This is a genomic window from Mesorhizobium sp. WSM4833, assembly GCF_055811095.1.
This window is the reverse complement of record NZ_JBVVQG010000003.1, coordinates 426,361-446,411: the sequence shown is the minus strand read 5'-3', so window position 1 is coordinate 446,411 and position 20,051 is coordinate 426,361. Positions and strand designations below refer to the sequence as shown.

Here is a 20,051-nt window from a genome sequence, read left to right as displayed (position 1 = left end):
CACGTCCCGCCGCGGCTTTAAACGAACCTTGTTTCAGGGCTTGATACGACTATGGACACGACAGCCCAACACGGCGCGGTGAAGGAGCGGCCTCCGGCCCCGGCTCCACGCCTGACGCTGTCCGGCATCTCCAAGAGCTTTCCCGGCGTGCGCGCGTTGCACAATGTCAGCCTGTCGCTCTATCCGGGCCAGGTGACAGCGCTGATCGGCGAGAACGGCGCCGGCAAGTCGACGCTGGTCAAGATCATGACCGGCATCTACCAGCCCGACGGGGGCACGATCAGCATAGACGGCCAGGCCGTCACCCTGCCCAGCGCGCATGCCGCCTTCGGCCATGGCGTCACCGCCATCCACCAGGAAACCGTGCTGTTCGACGATCTGAGCGTGGCCGAAAACATCTTTCTCGGCCACGCGCCACGCACGCGTTTCGGCACCATCGACTGGCGCACGATGCGCAAGAACGCGCGCGAAGTGCTGGACACCATGCATGCCGGCCATATCGACGCCGACGCGCGGCTGAAGGACCTCGGCATCGCCAACAAGCATCTGGTCGCGGTTGCGCGTGCCATGTCGATCGACGCGCAGATCGTCATCATGGACGAGCCGACCGCCGCGCTTTCCATGAAGGAGATCGAGGAGCTCTTTTTGCTGATCGAATTCCTCAAGAGCGATGGCAAGGCGATCCTGTTCATCAGCCACAAGTTCGACGAGATCTACCGTATCGCCGACCGCTACACGGTGTTCCGCGATGGCGAGATGGTCGGCGAAGGCCTGATCAAGGATGCCGGCCAGAGCCAAATCGTGCGCCTGATGGTCGGCCGCGCGGTCGATCACATCTTCCCGCAGCGCAAGGCCGAGATCGGCGCACCGGTGCTCTCCGTTTCCGGCCTGTCGCATCCGACCGAATTCAACGATATCGGCTTCGAACTGCACAAGGGCGAGATCCTCGGCTTTTACGGCCTTGTCGGCGCCGGCCGCAGCGAGGTGATGCAGGCGATATCGGGCATCACCCGCACCTCAGCCGGCACGATCACGCTGGAAGGCAAGACGATCGCGCCGAAATCGGCTGCGGATTCGATCGATGCCGGCATCGTCTACGTACCGGAAGAACGCGGCAAGCAAGGCGTGGTGATCGGCCTGCCGATCTTCCAGAACGTCTCGCTGCCTTCGCTCAAGCGCACGTCGAAATCCGGCCTGCTGCGGCTGTCGGAGGAGTTCGATCTGGCCCGCTCCTACACCGAGCGACTCGACCTCAGAGCCTCTTCGCTCAGCCAGGATGTCGGCACACTGTCGGGCGGCAACCAGCAGAAGATCGTCATCGCCAAATGGCTGGCGACGTCGCCCAAGGTGATCATCCTGGACGAGCCGACCAAGGGCATCGACATCGGCTCGAAGGCCGCCGTGCACGGCTTCATGGCCGAGTTGGTGGCGCAAGGCCTGTCGGTGATCATGGTGTCGTCCGAGCTGCCCGAAATCCTCGGCATGTCCGACCGTGTCGTGGTCATGCGCGAGGGGCTTGTCGCGGCGGTCTACGACAACAAGGGGCTGGACGCCGAGACGCTGGTTCGGACGGCAGCGGGGATCGCGGCATGAAGGCTTTCCTCAAATACCGCGAAATCTGGCTGGCTGCTGCCATCATCGTCTTGATCGGGCTGATCTCGACACGTTTTCCGGCCTTCGCCGATTCGGCCAATCTGCGCCAGGTGTTCAACGACACCTCGATCCTGATGATCCTGGCGCTTGGCCAGATGGTGGTCATCCTGACCCGGTCGATCGACCTGTCGATGGCGTCCAACCTCTGCTTCACCGGCATGGTGGTGGCGATGCTGAACGCCGCGCATCCGGCGATCCCGATCCCGCTGCTGATCGTCATTGCGCTGGTCGTCGGCCTGGTTCTCGGCGCCATCAACGGCCTTTTGGTCTGGCGGCTGAACATTCCCTCGATCGTGGTGACTTTGGGCACACTGACCATCTATCGCGGCGCCACCTTCGTCCTGTCCGGCGGTGCCTGGGTCAATGCCGACAAGATGAGCCCGGAGTTCATCGGCTTCCAGCGCGCGGCCTTCCTCGGCATTCCGGTGCTGTCGTGGATCGCCATCCTGGTCATTGCGCTGTTCTTCGTTGTGATGACACGCACCGCGCTCGGCCGCTCGATCTACGCGATCGGCGTCAACCCGACGGCGTCCGTCTATGCCGGCATCGATGTCGGCCGGACGAAATTCATCGTCTTCTGCATCTCCGGCATGATTGGCGGCCTGTCAGGCTATCTCTGGATCTCGCGCTACGTGATCGCCTCGGTCGAGGTCGCCAATGGCTATGAGCTCAACATCATCGCCGCCTGCGTCATCGGCGGCATCTCGATCGCCGGCGGCATCGGCTCGGTCGGCGGCGCGGTATTAGGCGCACTGTTCCTCGGCATCATCTCCAATGCGCTGCCGGTCATCAACATCTCGCCTTTCTGGCAGATGGCGATTTCGGGCAGCGCAATCATTCTGGCCGTCGTGCTCAATGCGCGCGGCGAGCGCCAGCAAGGCCGCATCATCCTCAGAAAGGTGGAGGCGTGACCGACATCCCTGCCCCGCGCCACCTTCCCGACCGGCTCGACAAGCCGCTGCGTTCGGCGATCTTTTCCTGGGAAGCGCTGCTGGTCGTGGTGGCCGTCGCCATCTTCGCCATCAACAGCTTCGCCTCGCCCTATTTCCTCGACCCGTACTCGCTGTCCGATCTGACCTTCAATTTCACCGAGAAGGGCCTGATCGCCTTCGCCATGGCGCTGCTGATCATCTCGGGCGAGATCGATCTGTCGGTGGCCGCCATCATTGCGCTGGCGTCGACCATGATGGGCATGGCGGTGCAGGCCGGCGCCGGCACGCCAGTGCTGGTGGCAATCGGCATCGTTGTCGGGCTCGGCTGCGGCGCCTTCAACGGTCTGCTGGTGACAAGGCTCGGCCTGCCCTCGATCGTCGTCACCATCGGCACGATGAGCCTGTTTCGCGGCATCGCCTTCATCATCCTCGGCGACCAGGCCTACAAAGGCTATCCCTCAAGCTTCGCCTTCTTCGGCCAGGGCTATGTCTGGTGGGTGGTGTCGTTCGAGCTGGTGCTGTTCCTGATCGCGGCTGTCGTCTACTGGTTCCTCTTGCACCGCACGAGTTTCGGCCGACGCGTCTTCGCCATCGGCAACAATCCGGTCGCTGCGCAATTTTCCGGCGTGCGCGTCGGCCGCACCAAGTTCATCCTGTTTTGCCTGACCGGGCTGATGTCGGGCATCGCCTCGGTGCTGATCACCTCGCGCCTCGGTTCGACGCGGCCCTCGATCGCGCAGGGTTATGAACTCGAAGTCATCACCATGGTGGTGCTCGGCGGCGTCAGTATCCTCGGTGGCGCCGGCAGCATTCTGGGCGTCGTGCTCGCCGCCTTCATCATGGGGCTGGTGACCTTCGGGCTCGGCCTGCTCAATGTGCCGGGCATCGTCATGTCGATCTTCATCGGCCTGCTGCTGATCATCGTCATCGCCTTGCCGATCGTCTGGCGGCGGCTGCGCGGAGGGCGTTGATGGCCGAGAAATACGCGTTCAAGATGAAGCTGAAGCCCGGCATGAAGGCAGAGTACAATAAGCGCCATGACGAGATCTGGCCGTCGCTGGTCGCGCTGCTGAAGCAGGCCGGCGTCTCCGATTATTCCATCCATCTCGACGAGGAGACCAATATCCTGTTCGGTGTGCTGTGGCGGCAAGACGACCACCGCATGGACGAATTGCCCGGACATTCGGTGATGCAGCGCTGGTGGGCCCACATGGCCGACATCATGGAGACCAGGCTGGACAACGAGCCGGTGGCCGTGAAGCTGGAAACAATGTTCCACATGGCATGAGTGCGATGCGTCACATCGCCGTCATCGACATCGGCAAGACCAACGCCAAGGTGGCGCTGGTCGACCTCGCCACGTTGAGCGAGGTGGCGCTGCGCCGCATGGCGAATGCGCCGGTGCGGCAGGCGCCTTACCCACATCACGATGTCGAGGCACTGTGGGCATTCATCCTCGAAAGCCTTGCCGGCCTCGACCGCGAACAGCGCATCGACGCCATTTCGATCACCACCCATGGCGCGACCGGCGTGCTGGTCGACGCGGCGGGTGAACTGGTGCTGCCGGTGCTCGACTATGAGTTCGACGGCCCCGACGGGATGGCCGAGGATTACGACGCGATCCGCCCGCCTTTTGCCGAGACCGGCACGCCGCGCCTGCCGCTCGGCCTCAATCTCGGAGCACAATTCTTCTGGCAGCAGAGGAGCTTCCCGGCGGAATTCGCCAGGGCCGCGGCGCTGCTGATGTACCCGCAATACTGGGCCTTGCGCCTGACCGGCATCGCCGCCAACGAGGTCACCTCGCTCGGCTGCCACACCGATCTGTGGAACCCGTGGACAGCGGATTTTTCATCCCTGGTCGACAGGCTGGAGTGGCGAAGCCTGATGGCGCCGGTGCGGCCGGCCAGCGATCGCCTCGGCCCGATCCTGCCCACCGTTGCTGTGCGAACCGGACTGGATCCGCACACGCCGGTGTTCCGCGGCCTGCATGATTCCAACGCCTCGCTGCTGCCGCATCTTCTCTCCGACAAGCCGCCTTTCTCCGTCGTCTCGACCGGCACCTGGGTGGTATCGATGGCGGTCGGCGGCAAACAGATTGCGCTGGATGCCGCGCGCGACACGCTGGTCAATGTCAACGCGCTCGGCGATCCCGTTCCCTCGGCGCGCTTCATGGGCGGCCGCGAGTTTTCGGTGCTGACAAAGGATCAGCCGGAGCAGTGGACCGAGGATGATGTCGGCGCTGTGCTGGCGCGAAAGACGCTGCTGCTGCCGTCGACCCAGCAAGGTTCGGGGCCGTTCCCGCACCATGCCGCGGCATGGCTCGACGCCGACGGCATCAACAAAGGCCAGCGCTTTGCCGCCATCTCATTCTATCTGGCCCTGATGACGGCGACCTGCCTCGACTTGATCGGTGCCGACGGCCCGACCACGGTCGAAGGCCCCTTTGCCCGCAACCGGCTCTTTGTCGGCATGCTGGCGGCAGCCACGGCGCGCGCCGTTGTTGCGTCGGAGGCCGCCACCGGCACCAGCATCGGCGCCGCATTGCTGGCATGCGATCGGCCGGCGACGCACGGCAAGGGCGAAAGAATAGAACGGCCTATAGACCCAGCCTGGGTCGACTACGTCAGCGCATGGCGGGCGGCAGTGGAAGTGCAGGGCTGATCAGAGAATCCGTTTGCCGAAGGCAGACATGACGAAGTTGACCGCGTCGGTGCCGATCCGCGGCTCCAGATCCGCCGTCAGGCCCGAAACATCCATCGACAGCAAGCCGCCGGAGAGCGCGATCGCCTCCATCGCCTGATGTGTTTCGCGCACGGTCAGCCCACCGGAGCCCGCAGCCCAGCCGGCGAATTCGGTCGCGGTCGGCGAATAGCTGACATGAAAGCCTTGCGTGCCTGATGTGGCGATACGGATTGCTTCATGCATCAGGTCGCGCATGCCCATGGCGTCGATGTCGGTCATGGTGAAGGCGGAGACGCGCGAATCCTTCAGCACCCGCGCCTCGGCCGGATCGGCGTGGCGCAAGCCGACGATGACGACATTCTCCGGCGACAGCTGCGGCTGCAGCGCGCCCGCCTTGTGGTCGAGGCCGAGGGTGCGCGCCAGGACCGAACCTTCCGGCAGGTCGATGCCGTCCTCGTCCTCGGGCATCAGGGCGGCGATGGAATCGATCCAGATCAGGCCGAAGGAATGCGTGGCTCGCGCCGTCGCGGTCAGCGCCTTGTGCGCGACGCGACGGTCGGTGCCGGCGGCCAGCCGGATCAGCCCCGATGGCGGCCGCTCGACATCGGCGAGTTCCACGACATCGAAATTCATCGCCTCCAGCCGCGCCCCCGTGCCCTCCCGGGCCAGGATCCCGGCGGCCCCCGGTTCGGCGGAGATCGACACCATCTTGCGGCCGGAAAAATCCTCGACGTCGTGCATCGGGGCCTTCTCGACATATTCCGAGGTCATTGCCAAAAGCATGGCGCCATAGCTCATGCGGAAGGCGACGCGGTCGCCGACGGCCAGCGGCGGGTCGGCATCGGCGACGTCCAAAAGCAGATGGTCGCTGGAGGCGCCCAGCACCCGGATCCCCCTGGCGATCGGCGTCAGCCCCTCGACCAGCACGTCCTCGCGGCCGATATTGGCGATGGCGCGCAGCCTGTCGCCTTCGTCGGGGAAGACCGGCTGGTTGCCGAAGGCGTCGTAGCCCGATTGGCCGATCGGCCGTGACGGCTTGAGCTTGACCTCGATAATGTCGCTGGTCAGCCGGCAGGCATCGGGCTCGAGCTCGGCCCATGGCACATCGCGGAAGGTTTCGACGCCACCTTGCAGGATCGCCTCGCCGACGCGCAGATTGTTGATGCCGGCCGGAAGCCTGCCTTCGAGCAGCAGCGGCAGCGACGACGAGGCGCCGCCGGAAATCACGTCGAGGCTTTTGCCGGACAGGCGCTCGGTCTTGTAGGCATGGGCGACGAGCTGCCCAAGGTTTTCCGGCGTCGGCATGATGGCGCCGAAGCAGCCGAGATTGGTGCCGATGCCGGCGATGCGCACGCCCTTGAACTGCAGGATCTGCTCAACCGTGGGGATCAGGTCGTTCGGCCAGATGCCTTCGCGGAGATCGCCGAGATCGATCATCAGCATGATGTCGTGGACGCGGCCCATGCGCTCGGCGATGCGCGAAATTTCGCGGATGGTGGCGAGTTCCGACTGCAGGCTGATGTCGACGGTGCGCACCACCTCCTCGACCCGCGCCATCGGCGGGCTGCGCAGCAGCATGATCGGTGCGTTGATGCCGCTGTCGCGCAGCCGGCGGATGTTCTCGAAACGCGATTCGGCGATGCCGGCGACGCCGCCGCGCAGCATGGCGCGTGCCACTTGCGGCATGCCGCAACTGCCCTTGGTGACGCCGAACACTTTTATGCCCGAGAGCGCGCAGCGCTCGACGATGGTGCGCGCGTTGCGCTCGATGCGGCCAAGGTCGATGGCGACTTGCGGTCCCGACATCACTAGCCCCCGTAGACCAGCCCCTGCGGGTCGATCTCCGGCCTGCGGCCGGAAACGAGGTCGGCAAGGAATTTCCCCGAGCCGCAGGCCATGGTCCAGCCGACGTGGCCGTGGCCGGTGTCGAGATAGAGATTCTTGTAGCGCGCCTGGCCGATGACCGGCACCGAGTTCGGCATCATCGGGCGCAGGCCCGCCCAGAACACAGCCTTCTTCTCGTCGAAGGCACCCGGGAAAAGATCCTTGCCGGTGCTGATGATCGTCTTGAAATCGGCGGGCTTGAAAGTGCGGTCGAAGCCGGTGAATTCGGCCGTCGAGGACATCCGCAAGCGGTTGCCCAGCCTTGAATAGCCGATCAGCCGGTCCTCGTCGGCGCCGCCCATGGTCGGTCCCTTGCTTTCGTCCTCCAGGGGAATCGTCGCGGTATAGCCTTTTACCGGATAGACAGGCAGGTCTATGCCGTAACGGCGCCCGAGCAGGCCGCTTTCCGGCCCCATCGAGATGACAACCGCATCGCCGGCGACCGGGCCGGCCGAAGTCATCACCGCGCGCACCCGGTCGCCCTCGATGTCGAGGCCTTCGACTGTCGTGCCGAACAGGAATTTGACGCCGAGCTTCTCGGCCGCATAGGCGGCCAGCCTGTCGACAAACTGCTTGGAATCTCCGGTCTGGTCGGTTGGCGAATAGACGCCGCCGGCAATCTTGTCCTTGACGCCGGCAAGGCCCGGTTCCAGCTCGACCAGCCGGTCGCGGCCGACGATTTCGATCGGCAGGCCGTGCTTGGCAAGATAACGGTAATTGTCGGTGCCGGTGTCGAGGCTCTTTTGCGAGCGGAAGAAATAGAGAATGCCCTTCTTGCGCTCGTCGTAATGGATGCCGGTCGCTTCCGAAAGCGCATTGATGCAGTCGCGCGAATAGAGCGCGAGCCTGAGCTTGATGTCGGTGTTGGCGCGCAGGCGCGCCACCGTGCACTGGCGCAGGAAACGCAGGCTCCAGGCGAGGAAATAGGGATCAAGGCGCAGCCTGACCTTGATGCCGAGATCATGGTTGTAGAGCCCGCGCAGGAAGGTCTTCAAAGCCGCCGGCGAGGCCCAGGCGGTGGCGTCACCCGGTGACACCAGGCCGGCATTGGACTGGCTGGTGCCTTGTGCCGCCGCCGGATGGCGCTCGATCACCGTCACCTCATGGCCGTCGCTGGCCAGATAATAGGCGGCCGCCGTACCGACGACACCGGCCCCGAGCACCGTTATTTTCATGCCATTCCCCCAAGATCTCCTCGCGGCGCCGCGCCTCCGCGCCTTGCCGCGAACGCCTTCAATAGCGCTTCGCTGCCCGCCTTGCGAGCCCTTGGGAGAACCCGGCTCAGCCGCGCGCGGAGTTCTTGCCGGTCAGGATGCGCTCCCAGGCGAGCGCGTCGGCGACGATCTGGTCGAGATCGTCGCGTTGCGGGGTCCAGCCGAGCTCGGCGCGGGCGAGATCCGAATTGGCAACCACCGCCGCGGCGTCGCCAGGGCGGCGATCACCCATCTTCACCTCGAAATCATGGCCAAAGGCGCGGCGCACGCTTTCGATGACCTCCAGCACCGAATAGCCATGGCTGTAGCCGCAATTGGCGACGAGGCTCTGTCCCCCGGCGCGCAGCCGCTGCAAAGCCAGGCGATGCGCCGCCGCCAGGTCGCTGACATGGATGTAGTCGCGCATGCAGGTGCCGTCCGGCGTCGGATAATCGGTGCCGAACACCTGCATGAACGGCCGCTTGCCAAGTGCCGTCTCGCAGGCGACCTTGATCAGATGGGTTGCGCCCGGCGTCGACTGGCCGGTGCGGCCCTTCGGGTCGGCGCCGGCGACGTTGAAGTAGCGCAGCGCCGTATAGCGCAGGCCATGCGCGATCGATGCGTCGCGCAGCATCCACTCACTCATCAGCTTGGACAGGCCATAGGGCGATTCCGGCGCCAGGCGGGCGTCCTCGCGCACCGGCTCCAGCCCGGCGCCGCCATAGACGGCGGCGGTCGAGGAAAAGATGAAATTGGGCACGCCTTCGCGCACCGCGGTTTCGATCAGTGTGCGCGTCTTCGAGGTGTTGTTCTCATAATAGCCGAGCGGGTCGGCGACCGATTCCGGAACCACGATCGAGCCGGCGAAATGAATGATCGCGTCGACCTTGTTCTCCCTGATGACCGCGCCGACCAATTCCTTGTCGGCGACATCGCCGACGACCAGCTTGGCCTCCGGCGCCACCGCCCATTCGAAACCGGTGGAAAGACGGTCGAGAACGACCACGCTTTCGCCGGCATCCAGCAGCTCCCAGACCATATGGCTGCCGATGTAACCGGCACCGCCTGTCACCAAAACTGTCATCCGCGTCCTCGCTTATCCAAGATTTATCGGAAACTGTCTCAACCCCGCTCTACTGGAAAGCCCGCCGCATGGCCATTGGAACCCCTGGTAACCGGCATTGCCGGCCAGTGGCATTGTCCTGAAACAAAGTTCATCCACATCAAGGGAATAGGCCACGATCCGCGGTCGTTAGGAACAGGTCCGGGGCGTGGCATTTTGACCAAAAAGGCCAGGTGGACGACCAACAGGCCAATGATTATGATCCCGCGCAAAAATTGGGAAGTCGACATGAACTATCAGCGGTTCTTCGAGGAAGCGATCGACCAGCTCCATGCCGAGCGTCGCTACCGCGTTTTCGCCGACCTCGAGCGGATCGCGGGCAAGTTCCCGCGCGCCATCTGGCGTTCCAATGGCCGCGCCGAGGAAATCACCGTCTGGTGCTCCAACGACTATCTCGGCATGGGCCAGCATCCCGACGTCATCGCCGCGTTCCAGAATACCGCTGGCAAGATGGGTTCGGGCGCCGGCGGCACCCGCAACATTTCCGGCACCTCGAACCCGCTGGTAGAGCTCGAGGTGGAGCTTGCCGACCTGCACGACAAGGAGGCGGCACTGGTCTTCACCTCCGGTTTCGTCTCCAACGAAGCCTCGATCTCGACCATCGCGAAGCTTTTGCCCAACTGCCTGATCATCTCGGACGAATTGAACCACGCCTCGATGATCGAAGGCGTGCGGCGTTCCGGCGCCGAAAAGAAGATCTTCCGCCACAATGACGTGGCGCATCTGGAAAGCCTTTTGCAGGCGGCGGGGCGCGAACGCGCCAAGCTGATCGTCTTCGAAAGCGTCTATTCGATGGATGGGGACATCGCGCCGATCAAAGAGATCGTCGAACTCGCCGAGCGCTACAACGCCATGACCTATATCGACGAGGTCCATGCCGTCGGTATGTACGGGCCGCGCGGCGGCGGCATCACCGAGCGCGAAGACCTGGCCGACCGCATCGACATCATCGAAGGCACGCTGGCCAAGGCATTCGGCACGCTGGGCGGCTACATCACCGGCACCAGCGCTGTGATCGACGCCGTGCGCTCCTATGCGCCGGGCTTCATCTTCACCACGGCACTGCCGCCGGCGATCGCTGCCGCCGCGACCGCGTCGATCCGCCATCTCAAGCGCTCGCAGGCCGAGCGTGACGCCCAGCAGCAGCAGGCCGCGAGAACCAAACACATCCTGTCGGCCGCCGGCCTGCCGGTGATGGATTCGCCGACGCACATCGTGCCGCTGCTGGTCGGCGATCCCGAGGCCTGCAAGATGGCCAGCGACCGCCTGCTCGGCGTGCACGGCATCTACATCCAGCCGATCAACTACCCGACCGTGCCGCGCGGCACCGAGCGGCTGCGCATCACGCCAACGCCGTTCCATTCCGATGCGCTGATCGCCGAATTGCAGGATGCGCTGGTCGAGACCTGGGATGCGCTCGGCATCCCCTATGGTTCGGCAGGTCGGCCTTCGGTGGCCAAGAGCGACCGCATCATTCCCCTGCTGGTGCCCAAGTCAGGCGGCTGATGCCGTTTGGAACTCTACTCCGGCCGCCATCTGGCTCGCCGGAGCGATTTCAATTCGGGCTTCGTCAGCGGCTCAGGCGTTCTTCATCCACTTCGCCAGCCGGTGCGCCGCTTCCTCGATCTGGTCGAGACGGCGGTGGAAGCACAGCCGCAAAAACGCCTCGCCGCCGGGGCCGAAAGCGGTGCCTGGCGCCAGGCCGACATTGGCCTTGTCAACGATGTCGAAGGCAGCAGTGCGTGAATCGGTGATGCCATCGACTGTGAAAAACAGATAGAACGCGCCCTGCGGCACCGTAAACCCAGCGCGGCCGGCGGCGCCGAGGATGCCGCAGACAAGGTCGCGCGCCTTGCGCGCCCGCTCCACCTGTTCGGCGACGAAGGCGTCGCCCTCGTCAAGGGCGGCGACCGCACCGCGCTGCATGAACTGGGCGACGCCGGAGCTCGAATACTGGATCAGGTTCTCGAACACCTGCTGCAAGCTCGGATGCGTCTTGATCCAGCCGACGCGCCAGCCGGTCATCGCCCAGTTCTTGGAAAAGGAGTTGACGTACAGGATACGGTCTTCCGCCGACGCTATGTCGAGGAAGGACGGCGCGCGGCCGTGGCCGTAGTGGAACAGTGAATAGATCTCGTCGGCGATGATCCAGAGGTTTTTCGCGCGCGCCAGAGCGAGGATCGCCTGCAAGGTCTCGTGATCGGCGGTCCAGCCGGTCGGATTCGACGGCGTGTTGATGAACAGCGCCTTTGTGCGCGGCGTGATCGAAGCGGCGATCTTCTCGACGTCGCAGGACCAGCCATTGCCGGAATGATCGAGCGTGACCGCGACTGGAACGGCTCCCGCTATCCCTGCTGCGGCATCGAAATTCGGCCAGGCCGGCGACAGGTAGACCACCTCGTCGCCAGCGCCGGCGAGCGCGTCGAGCGCCAGCTGGATGGCATGCATGCCGGAGCCGGTGACGATGAATTCTTCCTCCGGGAAATTCTTGCCGAAATGCCTGGCATAGTAACGGGAGAGTGCCTGCCTGAGATCGGGGATGCCCCTTTGCCAGGTGTAGAATGTCTCGCCGCCGGCCAGCGCCTTCGACGCGGCATCGGTGATGAAGGCTGGCGTCGGCAGGTCGCCTTCGCCGGCCCAGAGCGGAATCATGCCTTCGCGCAGGCGGCCGTAATTGACGACGGCGACAATGCCACTTTCGGGTGCCGCACGGGCCTCGGTGCGCAAGCTGTCGATCAGTGTCATGGGCGGATCCGTTTTTGGTCTGCGGTTTTCGTCAGCGGTCCTTACCAGATGCGAAAACAGAAAACCCCGGCCGCCAACGACCGGGGTTTTGGTCCAGCAAATGCTGCCCGTGGTCAGCGCCTGGCGAGCAGATCGCGAATTTCGGTGAGCAGCGCGACATCGGCGGGCGGCGGAGCGGCCGGTGCAGCGGGCTTCTCGCGCTCAAGCCGCTTGCGCATGTTGTTCACCGCCTTGACCATCAGGAAAATGATGAAAGCGAGGATGAGGAAGTTCAACGCGACAGTGATGAAGCTGCCGTAGGCAAAGACCGCGCCTTGCTTCTTGGCGTCGGCCAGCGAGGTGGCGTTGACGGCCGAGGAGAGGCCAAGGAAATAATTGTTGAAGTCCAAGCCGCCGAAAATCGCGCCGACGATCGGCATGATGATATCGTTAACTAGGGAATCGACGATCTTGCCGAAGGCCGCGCCGATGATGACGCCGACCGCAAGGTCCATCACATTGCCCTTGGAAATAAATTCCTGGAATTCTTTCAGCATTCGACCCTCCTTGTCGTGACTGGCCGAGCTGCCGTTTCCGTCCTTGCGGCATCGACCTGAGGCAACATAACAAAAACCTCCTGACGCAACATGGGTAAAAGGGAGAAAACAACCGCTTTCTCCTTACCTTACGGCACTTTGGGCGGCAGCTCTGCCGAATTTGACGCGTTGCGTACAAGGGCGTGAAATTTCATATCCCCGCGATGCAAATCGACACAGATGCCGCCGAATCACTGCAAAACGACCACGCTGGACCAGATTGCCGCCGAGCACGGCATGGGCCCCTGGTTGTTGACGCGAGCGATCAATCGCTCTTTGCAAGGTTTCCCGCATTGACGGCACGGCAAAGCCAGCATTGAATTTCTGGAAATTATAGGCGTTTTCGCCTATAATGTTCTCATGAACATGCTCGAAACCATCAGCATTGATGTTTATCCGTGGGCGGCTCCAACAAAGGAGCAGCGCGCTTGGTTTGACGCGCTTTCGCCCGACGAGAAGCGGAAAGCGATTCAGGCGGCGATCAACGAAGGTTTTGAGAGCCCGGTCAGCGAAAAGTCGATCGACGACATTATTCGGAAAGCGCGTGCCGAACTCCCGCATGCGCCATAGGATAACGCATCGCGCCGAACGCGATCTGAAAGACATTTACCGACACACCTTCGAAAACTTCGGCCACACTCAGGCCGAAAAGTAACTGCGCGAACTCGACGCGGTGTTTGAGTTGCTCGGCGACTATCCGAGTATGGGCCGGCTCTATGAAGGCAGGACCCATCAGTTCGTCCACGGCAAGCACATCATCCTCTATCGCATGGGTTTGGAGGAGGTCGTCATTGGCCGTATTTTCCACGGCGCTCAGCGGCGATCTTCACCATAACGACACCGACGCGCCGCCCTGATAGCCGTCCTGCACAGCTCTGCAATGGACTCGGACGCCAAGCTGTGGTTGCGTCCGGGCAAGCCGGATAGAAAGACGGCAGAGGAGGAAAGTCCAAGCGTGCAGGGCTTGTTCATCGTCATCATCGCGGTCGCCTATGTGACGCTGCTGTTTGCCATCGCCAGCCTCGGCGACCGCCGCTCGGCCATCTCCGAGCCGAGCCGGGGGCGGCCTTTCATCTATGCGCTCAGCCTCGCGATCTACTGCACATCCTGGACTTTCTTCGGCTCGGTCGGTCTCTCTTCCGAACGCGGCCTCGAATTCCTCGGCATCTATACGGGCCCGGTGCTCGTCTTCGTCTTCGGCTTCCCGCTGCTCAACCGTATCGTGCGGCTGGCCAAGACCGAGAAGATCACCTCGATCGCTGATTTCCTCGGCGCACGCTACGGCAAGAGTTTCACCGTCGCGGCGATCGCCACGCTGATCGCCACCATCGGCGCGGTGCCCTATATCGCGCTGCAGTTGAAGGCGATATCCGGTTCGGTCAGCCTGATGGTCGAGCACTATACGGGATCGCCGCCTTCGTTCGATCCCTTCGTCAGCGACATCTCGCTGGTCGTCGCCATGCTGTTGGCGCTGTTCGCGGTGCTGTTTGGAACCCGTCACGCCGACGCCACCGAACACCAGGACGGGCTGGTGCTGGCGGTGGCGGTCGAAACCGTCGTCAAGCTCGCCGCCTTCCTGGCGATCGGCCTGATGGTCACCTTCCTGATCTTCGGCGGCCCAGGCGACATGTTCGACAAGCTCGCCGAGAACGCGCAGGTCCGGCAGGCGATGAGCTACAACACCTCGCTCGCCACCTGGCTGGTGCTGACGTGCCTCAGCGGCTTTGCCATCATCATGCTGCCGCGGCAGTTCTACGTCACCATCGTCGAAAACCGCGGCGAGGCCGAACTGCGCACCGCGACATGGGTGTTCCCGCTCTACCTCGTGGCGATCAACCTGTTCGTGCTGCCGATCGCCTTCGCCGGCCTGTCGCTGGTCGGCACCGGAACCAGCAGCGATCTCTATGTGCTGTCGCTGCCCCTGTTCAGCGGCCATGATGTGCTGGCGATGGCGGCTTTCATCGGCGGCCTGTCGGCGGCGACGGCGATGGTGATCGTCGAAAGCGTGGCGCTGTCGATCATGATCTCCAACGATCTCGTCATTCCGCTGTTCGTGCGCCGCCTGCTCAAGACCTCGACCTCCGAGACCGAGGATTGGTCGACGCTGATCCTCAATGTGCGGCGCGGGGCGATCTTCATCCTGTTGTTCATCGCCTTCCTCTACTACCGCGAGAGCACCAACAGCGCGCGCCTGTCGTCGATCGGCCTGATGTCGTTCGCGGCCATCGCCCAGTTCGCCCCCGCCCTGATCGGCGGGCTGATCTGGCGCGGCGCCAACGGCCGGGGTGCGGCACTCGGCATGGTCGCCGGCATCCTCGTATGGGGCTACACACTGCTCCTGCCGTCGCTTGCCGCGGCCGATACCGGCATCATCGTGCACGGGCTGTTCGGCTTCGAGGCGCTGCGGCCGCAGGCCCTGTTCGGCACCGTCGCCGAACCGCTGAACCACGGCGTGTTATGGAGCCTGTCGATCAATGCGGTGTTTTTCGTGCTCGGCTCGCTGTCGCGCGCGTCGGTGCCGCTGGAACGCATCCAGGCGTCGATCTTCGTGCCGCGCGATGCCGGCCCGATGCCCAGCCTGCGCCGTTTCCGCACCGCCATCACCGTCAACGACCTGAAGGACACGATCGGGCGCTATCTCGGCGTCGAGCGCACCGAGCGCTCTTTCCAGTCGTTCGAAAAGACCAACGGAACCTCGCTGCACGGCAACGAACAGGCGAGCATGGACGTCATCCGCTTTTCCGAGCAGCTGCTGGCCAGCGCCGTCGGCTCCTCCTCGGCACGGCTGATCCTGTCGCTGCTGTTTCGGCGCCACGACCGCGAATCCCGAGATGCCTTCCGCTTGCTCGACGACGCCACCGAGGCGCTGCAGCACAACCGCGACCTCTTGCAGATCGCGCTCGACCAGATGGAACAGGGCATCACCGTCTTCGATCGCGATTTCCGCCTGATCTGCTGGAACCGCCAGTACCGGGCGCTGTTCGACCTGCCCGACGAGATGGGCCAGGTCGGCGTCTCGCTCGACCGCATCCTGCGCCATCTCGCCGAGCGCGGCGACATTCCCGCCGATCAGCGTGTGGCCATGCTCAACCGGCTGACCAGCTTCGTCAGCCCATGGCAGATGGAGCTGAAAACCTCGGGCCGCATCCTGGAACTGCGTTCCAACCCGATGCCGGACGGCGGCATCGTCGCCACCTATGCCGACATTTCCGGGCGCGTCGAGCAGGACCTGGCACTGAAGCGTGCCAATGAATCGCTGGAGCAGCGCGTCAAGACGCGCACCATCGAGCTGACCCGGGTCAATGAGGAACTGGCGCAGGCACAGATGCTGGCCGAGGAGGCCAATCTCGGCAAGACGCGCTTCCTCGCCGCTGCCGGCCACGACATCCTGCAGCCGCTGAACGCCGCCCGGCTCTATTGCTCCTCGCTGATCGAGAAGGCCGGCAAGGGACCTGCCGGCAAGGCGGCCGTGAACATCGAATCCTCGCTGGAATCGGTCGAGACGATTCTCGGCGCCGTGCTCGACATCTCCCGCCTCGATGCCGGCGCGATGAAGCCGGATGACACCGCCTTCAACCTCGACGGATTGCTGCGCCAGATCGGCAACGACTTCCGCCCGCTCGCGGCCGAAAAGAAGCTCGAGCTGACCATCATGCCGTCATCGTTGACGGTGACGACGGACCGCAATTTGCTGCGCCGCCTGATCCAGAATCTTGTCTCCAACGCCATCAAATACACGCGCCGCGGCCGCGTGCTGGTTGGCGTCAGGCGGCGCGGCGAATTGGCCGAGATCCAGGTGATCGACACCGGCATCGGCATCGCCGGTGACAAGCTGAACACCGTCTTTCGCGAGTTCACCCGGCTCGACGAGGGCGCGCGCGAGGCCGAGGGCCTCGGTCTCGGCCTCTCCATCGTCGACCGCATCGCCCGGGTGTTGCGCCTGGAGATCCGCATCTTTTCCAGTCCGGGCAAGGGCACGCGATTCTCCGTTATCCTGCCCGTCGCGGCCGTGCAGGCACGACGCGAGATCGAAGCCAGGGCTCCCGCCCGCGCGACAGCCTCGCTGGCCGGTCTGCACGTGCTGTGCATCGACAACGACGCCCGCATCCTCGAAGGCATGCGGCTCCTGCTCGAAGGCTGGGGTTGCAACGTCGACACCGCGTCCGGTTCAAAGGATCTGGAGACCGCGAAGATACATCGCCCGGACATCGTCCTTGCCGACTACCATCTCGACGGCGAAACCGGCCTCGAACTCGTCGTCAGGCTGCGTGCGATCCATGGCGACACCCTGCCGGCCGTGCTGGTCACCGCCGACCGCTCCAACGAGGTGCGCACGGCCGCCGGCGGGCTCGAGATTGCGGTGATCAACAAACCGCTCAAACCAGCGGTACTGCGCTCGATGATGGCCAGGGTCAGGCCGCTGGCGCCGGCGGCGGAATAGGGGTCTAACCCGCCGGCTGCAGCGGGTCGCTGCCGATCTTGGACAGCAGGATCACCGCCTGGGTGCGGCTGTCGACGCCGAGCTTCTGCAGGATGGCGGAGACATGCGCCTTGATGGTGGCCTCGGAGACGCCGAGTTCATAGGCGATCTGCTTGTTGAGCAAGCCCTCGGCCAGCATGCCGAGCACCCGGGTCTGCTGCGGCGTCAACGCCTGCAGCCGCTTGATCAGGTCGGATATTTCAGGGTCGCGCTCGGTGCCGAGATCGACGCCGACGGGTGCTGCAATATCGCCGGCAAGCACCGATTGCACGGCGCTGCGGATCTCTTCCATGCTGGCCGATTTGGAGATGAAGCCGGAAGCGCCGAGGTCGAGCGCCCGCCTGATGGTCGCCGGATCGTCATGCGCCGACACCACGACCAGCGGCACCGCCGGATGGATGCCACGCAGCGAGATCAGGCCGGAGAGGCCGCTGGCGCCCGGCATCGACAGGTCGAGCAGCACCAGGTCGACGTCCTCGTTGGCCACGACCAGCGCCTTGGCGCTCTCGAAATCGCCGGCTTCATGGATGGCGGCGACATTGCCGATGCCGGCGAGCGCTTCGCGCAGCGCACCGCGAAACAGCGGGTGATCGTCGGCGATGACGAAAGAATAGCCTGCCGGCAAATGTCCCTCCCCGAATCCCCGATGATTTTTGGCTTTTCGGGTTCAACTGGACGATTATGAGCGGCTGCGCGCTGTTTTCAAGCGGCAAAGCCAGTGCGCCGCCTCCCGTGGTTGAAACGCTCAGGTCTTCTGCGAATTGGGCTGGGCGCCGTTGTCCTTGTCCATATCCCTGACGATGCCCATGAAGCCGCGCAGGAAGCGCTCCATGTAGCCCATCGTCTTGTTGAAATCCTCTTCGCTCGGCAGTTTCGATTCGAGGCGGGCGGAGAGCGAATTCTCGAGCTTGGTGACGCGCTCGTCCATCGCCTTCATCGAGGTCTGCAAGCGGTCGACCTCGTCCTGGAAAGCGGCGCGTTCGTCGGCCGCCATCTTGCAGACGAGCTGGCCGGAGCGTTCGTCGCAGATCGACATGGCGCCGGTCTGGGTGTCCATGCGGATATAGCCGGTGGCCGACTTTTCCAGCCGGTAGCGGTCGGTTTCTTCCGAATAAGCTGAAGCCGCGACCAGCGAAACGAGCGCGGCGGGGATCAAGATGTGCTGCAGACGCATGTTGTCCTCCATGGCAAAGGCCTCAGATATCGCATGTTTGCGCCGGAAATGGGGAAGACCCTTGGCGTGGCCTTTCCCGAATGGCTGGTTCGGAATCTTTTGAAGCAATTCCCAAGGGAAAGCGCTATGCGCTTTTCCCGGGAAAACCGTTTCACACTTTTCCTGGAACTGCTCTATAGCGCAACCATGTCTCAGATTATCTACAAGATAACCCCGCAGGCGCTTTGGCGCGAGGCCGAAAAGCATGGCCGCTTCACCGGCGCGCCGATTGATGTCGCAGACGGCTTCATCCACTTCTCCACGGCGGCGCAGGTCAAGGAAACGGCGGCAAAGCACTTTGCCGGCCAGACCGACCTTCTGCTGGTCGCCATCGACGGCGCCAGCCTGGGTGCTGCGCTGAGATACGAGGTCTCGCGCGGTGGTGCGCTGTTTCCGCATCTTTATGGTCCGCTCGGCCTCAAGGCTGTGCTGTGGGTCCGGCCACTGCCGCTTGGCTCCGATGGTGTGCACCAGTTCCCGGCACTGGAGGGGCAATGAGCGTGCTCGACTGGCTCGGCCAGAAGCTGCTGTTCGCCTTCGATCCGGAAACCGCGCATGGCCTGTCGATCGCGGCCTTGCGATGCGGCGTTCCGGTTGGTGCACCAGCGATCCGCGACCACAGGCTGACGGTCAGCATCTGCGGCCTCGATTTCCCCAATCCGCTCGGCATGGCGGCCGGCTATGACAAGAACGCCGAAGTGCCCGACGCGCTGCTTGGCCTGGGCTTCGGCTTTGCCGAGGTCGGCACGATCACGCCGCTGGCGCAGGCCGGCAATCCGAAGCCGCGCATTTTCCGGCTGACGGCCGACGATGCGGTGATCAACCGATTGGGCTTCAACAATGAAGGCCATGCAGCGGCCGAAAAGCGCCTTGCCGCGCGCAAGGGGCGTGGCGGCATCGTCGGCGTCAACATCGGCGCCAACAAGGACAGCAGCGACCGCATCGGCGACTATGAGCGCGGCGTCGCCCGGTTTGCGCAATACGCCAGCTATCTGACCGTCAACATCTCCTCGCCCAACACGCCGGGCCTGCGCAACATGCAGGCGCGTGAGCAGCTTGGCGAGCTCTTGTCGCGGGTCATGGCCGCGCGCGCCGCGGCAAGCGCCCAGCCGCCGGTGTTCCTGAAGATCGCGCCGGATCTGGTCGAGGCAGAGCTGGAGGACATCGCCGCCGAAGTTACGGAAAAGCGGGTGGACGGCGTCATCGTCTCCAACACCACCATCTCCCGGCCGCCACTGCGCAGCGGCGACACCGCACGCGAGAGCGGGGGGCTCTCCGGCAAGCCGCTGTTCGAGCGTTCGACCATCGTGCTGGCGAAGATGCGCAAACTGCTCGGGCCGGAGCTTGCCATCGTCGGCGTCGGCGGCGTCGATTCCGCCGATACGGCGCTGGACAAGATCCGTGCGGGTGCCGATCTGGTGCAGCTCTACACCGGCATGATCTATGCCGGGCCTTCGCTGCCAGGCCGTATTCTTTCCGGAATGGCCCGTTTCGTCGAAAAAGAACGGCTGAAGTCGATTTGCGAGTTGCGCGACAGCCGCCTCGACTTCTGGGCGTCCAGGCAACTCTGA

The 20,051-nt window shown here is 64.0% G+C and carries 18 protein-coding genes; 11 read left to right on the top strand and 7 right to left on the bottom strand.

Going from position 1 to position 20,051, the window contains the following annotated elements:
• The first annotated feature begins 51 nt into the window (after nucleotides 1-51).
• The 5 genes from AC0L2D_RS08005 to AC0L2D_RS07985 are packed head-to-tail and all read left to right on the top strand — an operon-like array spanning nucleotide 52 to nucleotide 5,246.
• Complete coding sequence (locus tag AC0L2D_RS08005; protein ID WP_337122816.1) at nucleotides 52-1,593, top strand: sugar ABC transporter ATP-binding protein; 1,542 nt, start codon at nucleotides 52-54, stop codon at nucleotides 1,591-1,593.
• A complete protein-coding gene (locus AC0L2D_RS08000; protein ID WP_337122817.1) occupies nucleotides 1,590-2,564 on the top strand; it encodes an ABC transporter permease in 975 nt (324 codons plus the stop codon). Before AC0L2D_RS08005 ends, AC0L2D_RS08000 begins: the two co-directional genes overlap by 4 nt.
• Nucleotides 2,561-3,556, top strand: a complete 996-nt coding sequence (locus AC0L2D_RS07995) for an ABC transporter permease (RefSeq protein ID WP_337122819.1) — start codon at nucleotides 2,561-2,563, stop codon at nucleotides 3,554-3,556. The genes AC0L2D_RS08000 and AC0L2D_RS07995 overlap by 4 nt, the downstream gene beginning before the upstream one ends.
• Nucleotides 3,556-3,873: an L-rhamnose mutarotase gene (gene rhaM / locus AC0L2D_RS07990; RefSeq protein WP_473540727.1), complete on the top strand. Its 318-nt coding sequence runs from the start codon at nucleotides 3,556-3,558 to the stop codon at nucleotides 3,871-3,873. The genes AC0L2D_RS07995 and rhaM overlap by 1 nt, the downstream gene beginning before the upstream one ends.
• Nucleotides 3,870-5,246 carry an FGGY-family carbohydrate kinase gene (locus AC0L2D_RS07985; protein WP_473540726.1) on the top strand — a complete coding sequence of 459 codons (1,377 nt, stop codon included), beginning with the start codon at nucleotides 3,870-3,872 and terminating at the stop codon, nucleotides 5,244-5,246. Before rhaM ends, AC0L2D_RS07985 begins: the two co-directional genes overlap by 4 nt.
• Here the strand turns inward: AC0L2D_RS07985 and AC0L2D_RS07980 are convergent, their stop codons facing one another.
• The 3 genes from AC0L2D_RS07980 to galE all read right to left on the bottom strand — a co-directional run bounded on the left by AC0L2D_RS07980 (nucleotide 5,247) and on the right by galE (nucleotide 9,428).
• On the bottom strand, nucleotides 5,247-7,073 hold the full coding sequence (locus AC0L2D_RS07980; RefSeq protein WP_473540725.1) for an alanine racemase: 1,827 nt from the start codon (nucleotides 7,071-7,073) through the stop codon (nucleotides 5,247-5,249).
• A 2-nt stretch (nucleotides 7,074-7,075) separates the two neighbouring features.
• Nucleotides 7,076-8,326, bottom strand: coding sequence for a D-amino acid dehydrogenase (locus AC0L2D_RS07975; protein WP_224618616.1), 1,251 nt, complete (start codon nucleotides 8,324-8,326; stop codon nucleotides 7,076-7,078).
• A gap of 106 nt (nucleotides 8,327-8,432) precedes the next feature.
• Nucleotides 8,433-9,428, bottom strand: a complete 996-nt coding sequence (gene galE, locus AC0L2D_RS07970; RefSeq protein WP_473540723.1) for a UDP-glucose 4-epimerase GalE — start codon at nucleotides 9,426-9,428, stop codon at nucleotides 8,433-8,435.
• A 267-nt stretch (nucleotides 9,429-9,695) separates the two neighbouring features.
• On the opposite strand from galE, the gene hemA reads away from it, so the two are divergent.
• Entirely contained in the window at nucleotides 9,696-10,973 is a 1,278-nt protein-coding gene (gene hemA / locus AC0L2D_RS07965) for a 5-aminolevulinate synthase (protein WP_473540722.1), read from the top strand.
• A gap of 72 nt (nucleotides 10,974-11,045) precedes the next feature.
• On the opposite strand, the gene AC0L2D_RS07960 is transcribed toward hemA, so the two are convergent.
• Together AC0L2D_RS07960 and mscL are read right to left on the bottom strand one after the other, a co-directional pair.
• The gene (locus AC0L2D_RS07960; RefSeq protein WP_473540721.1) at nucleotides 11,046-12,212 is read right to left on the bottom strand and encodes a pyridoxal phosphate-dependent aminotransferase; all 1,167 of its coding nucleotides are present in this window, start codon (nucleotides 12,210-12,212) and stop codon (nucleotides 11,046-11,048) included.
• Between the two features lie 113 nt (nucleotides 12,213-12,325).
• Nucleotides 12,326-12,748, bottom strand: coding sequence for a large conductance mechanosensitive channel protein MscL (gene mscL / locus AC0L2D_RS07955; protein WP_013533610.1), 423 nt, complete (start codon nucleotides 12,746-12,748; stop codon nucleotides 12,326-12,328).
• A 399-nt stretch (nucleotides 12,749-13,147) separates the two neighbouring features.
• On the opposite strand from mscL, the gene AC0L2D_RS07950 reads away from it, so the two are divergent.
• From AC0L2D_RS07950 to AC0L2D_RS07940, 3 genes are all read left to right on the top strand, one after another.
• On the top strand, nucleotides 13,148-13,357 hold the full coding sequence (locus tag AC0L2D_RS07950; RefSeq protein WP_473540720.1) for a hypothetical protein: 210 nt from the start codon (nucleotides 13,148-13,150) through the stop codon (nucleotides 13,355-13,357).
• Between the two features lie 133 nt (nucleotides 13,358-13,490).
• A complete protein-coding gene (locus AC0L2D_RS07945; RefSeq protein WP_411970034.1) occupies nucleotides 13,491-13,622 on the top strand; it encodes a hypothetical protein in 132 nt (43 codons plus the stop codon).
• A gap of 120 nt (nucleotides 13,623-13,742) precedes the next feature.
• Nucleotides 13,743-17,228, top strand: a complete 3,486-nt coding sequence (locus tag AC0L2D_RS07940; RefSeq protein WP_473540719.1) for a PAS domain-containing hybrid sensor histidine kinase/response regulator — start codon at nucleotides 13,743-13,745, stop codon at nucleotides 17,226-17,228.
• A 4-nt stretch (nucleotides 17,229-17,232) separates the two neighbouring features.
• Here AC0L2D_RS07940 and AC0L2D_RS07935 read toward each other — a convergent pair whose 3' ends face one another.
• Together AC0L2D_RS07935 and AC0L2D_RS07930 are read right to left on the bottom strand one after the other, a co-directional pair.
• Nucleotides 17,233-17,892, bottom strand: coding sequence for a response regulator transcription factor (locus AC0L2D_RS07935; protein ID WP_064995689.1), 660 nt, complete (start codon nucleotides 17,890-17,892; stop codon nucleotides 17,233-17,235).
• Between the two features lie 120 nt (nucleotides 17,893-18,012).
• Complete coding sequence (locus AC0L2D_RS07930; RefSeq protein ID WP_013533615.1) at nucleotides 18,013-18,441, bottom strand: hypothetical protein; 429 nt, start codon at nucleotides 18,439-18,441, stop codon at nucleotides 18,013-18,015.
• Between the two features lie 186 nt (nucleotides 18,442-18,627).
• Here AC0L2D_RS07930 and AC0L2D_RS07925 point away from each other — a divergent pair, with 186 nt between their 5' ends.
• On the top strand, nucleotides 18,628-18,978 hold the full coding sequence (locus AC0L2D_RS07925; protein WP_164919984.1) for a DUF952 domain-containing protein: 351 nt from the start codon (nucleotides 18,628-18,630) through the stop codon (nucleotides 18,976-18,978).
• Nucleotides 18,975-20,051 carry a quinone-dependent dihydroorotate dehydrogenase gene (locus AC0L2D_RS07920; protein ID WP_473540717.1) on the top strand — a complete coding sequence of 359 codons (1,077 nt, stop codon included), beginning with the start codon at nucleotides 18,975-18,977 and terminating at the stop codon, nucleotides 20,049-20,051. The genes AC0L2D_RS07925 and AC0L2D_RS07920 overlap by 4 nt, the downstream gene beginning before the upstream one ends.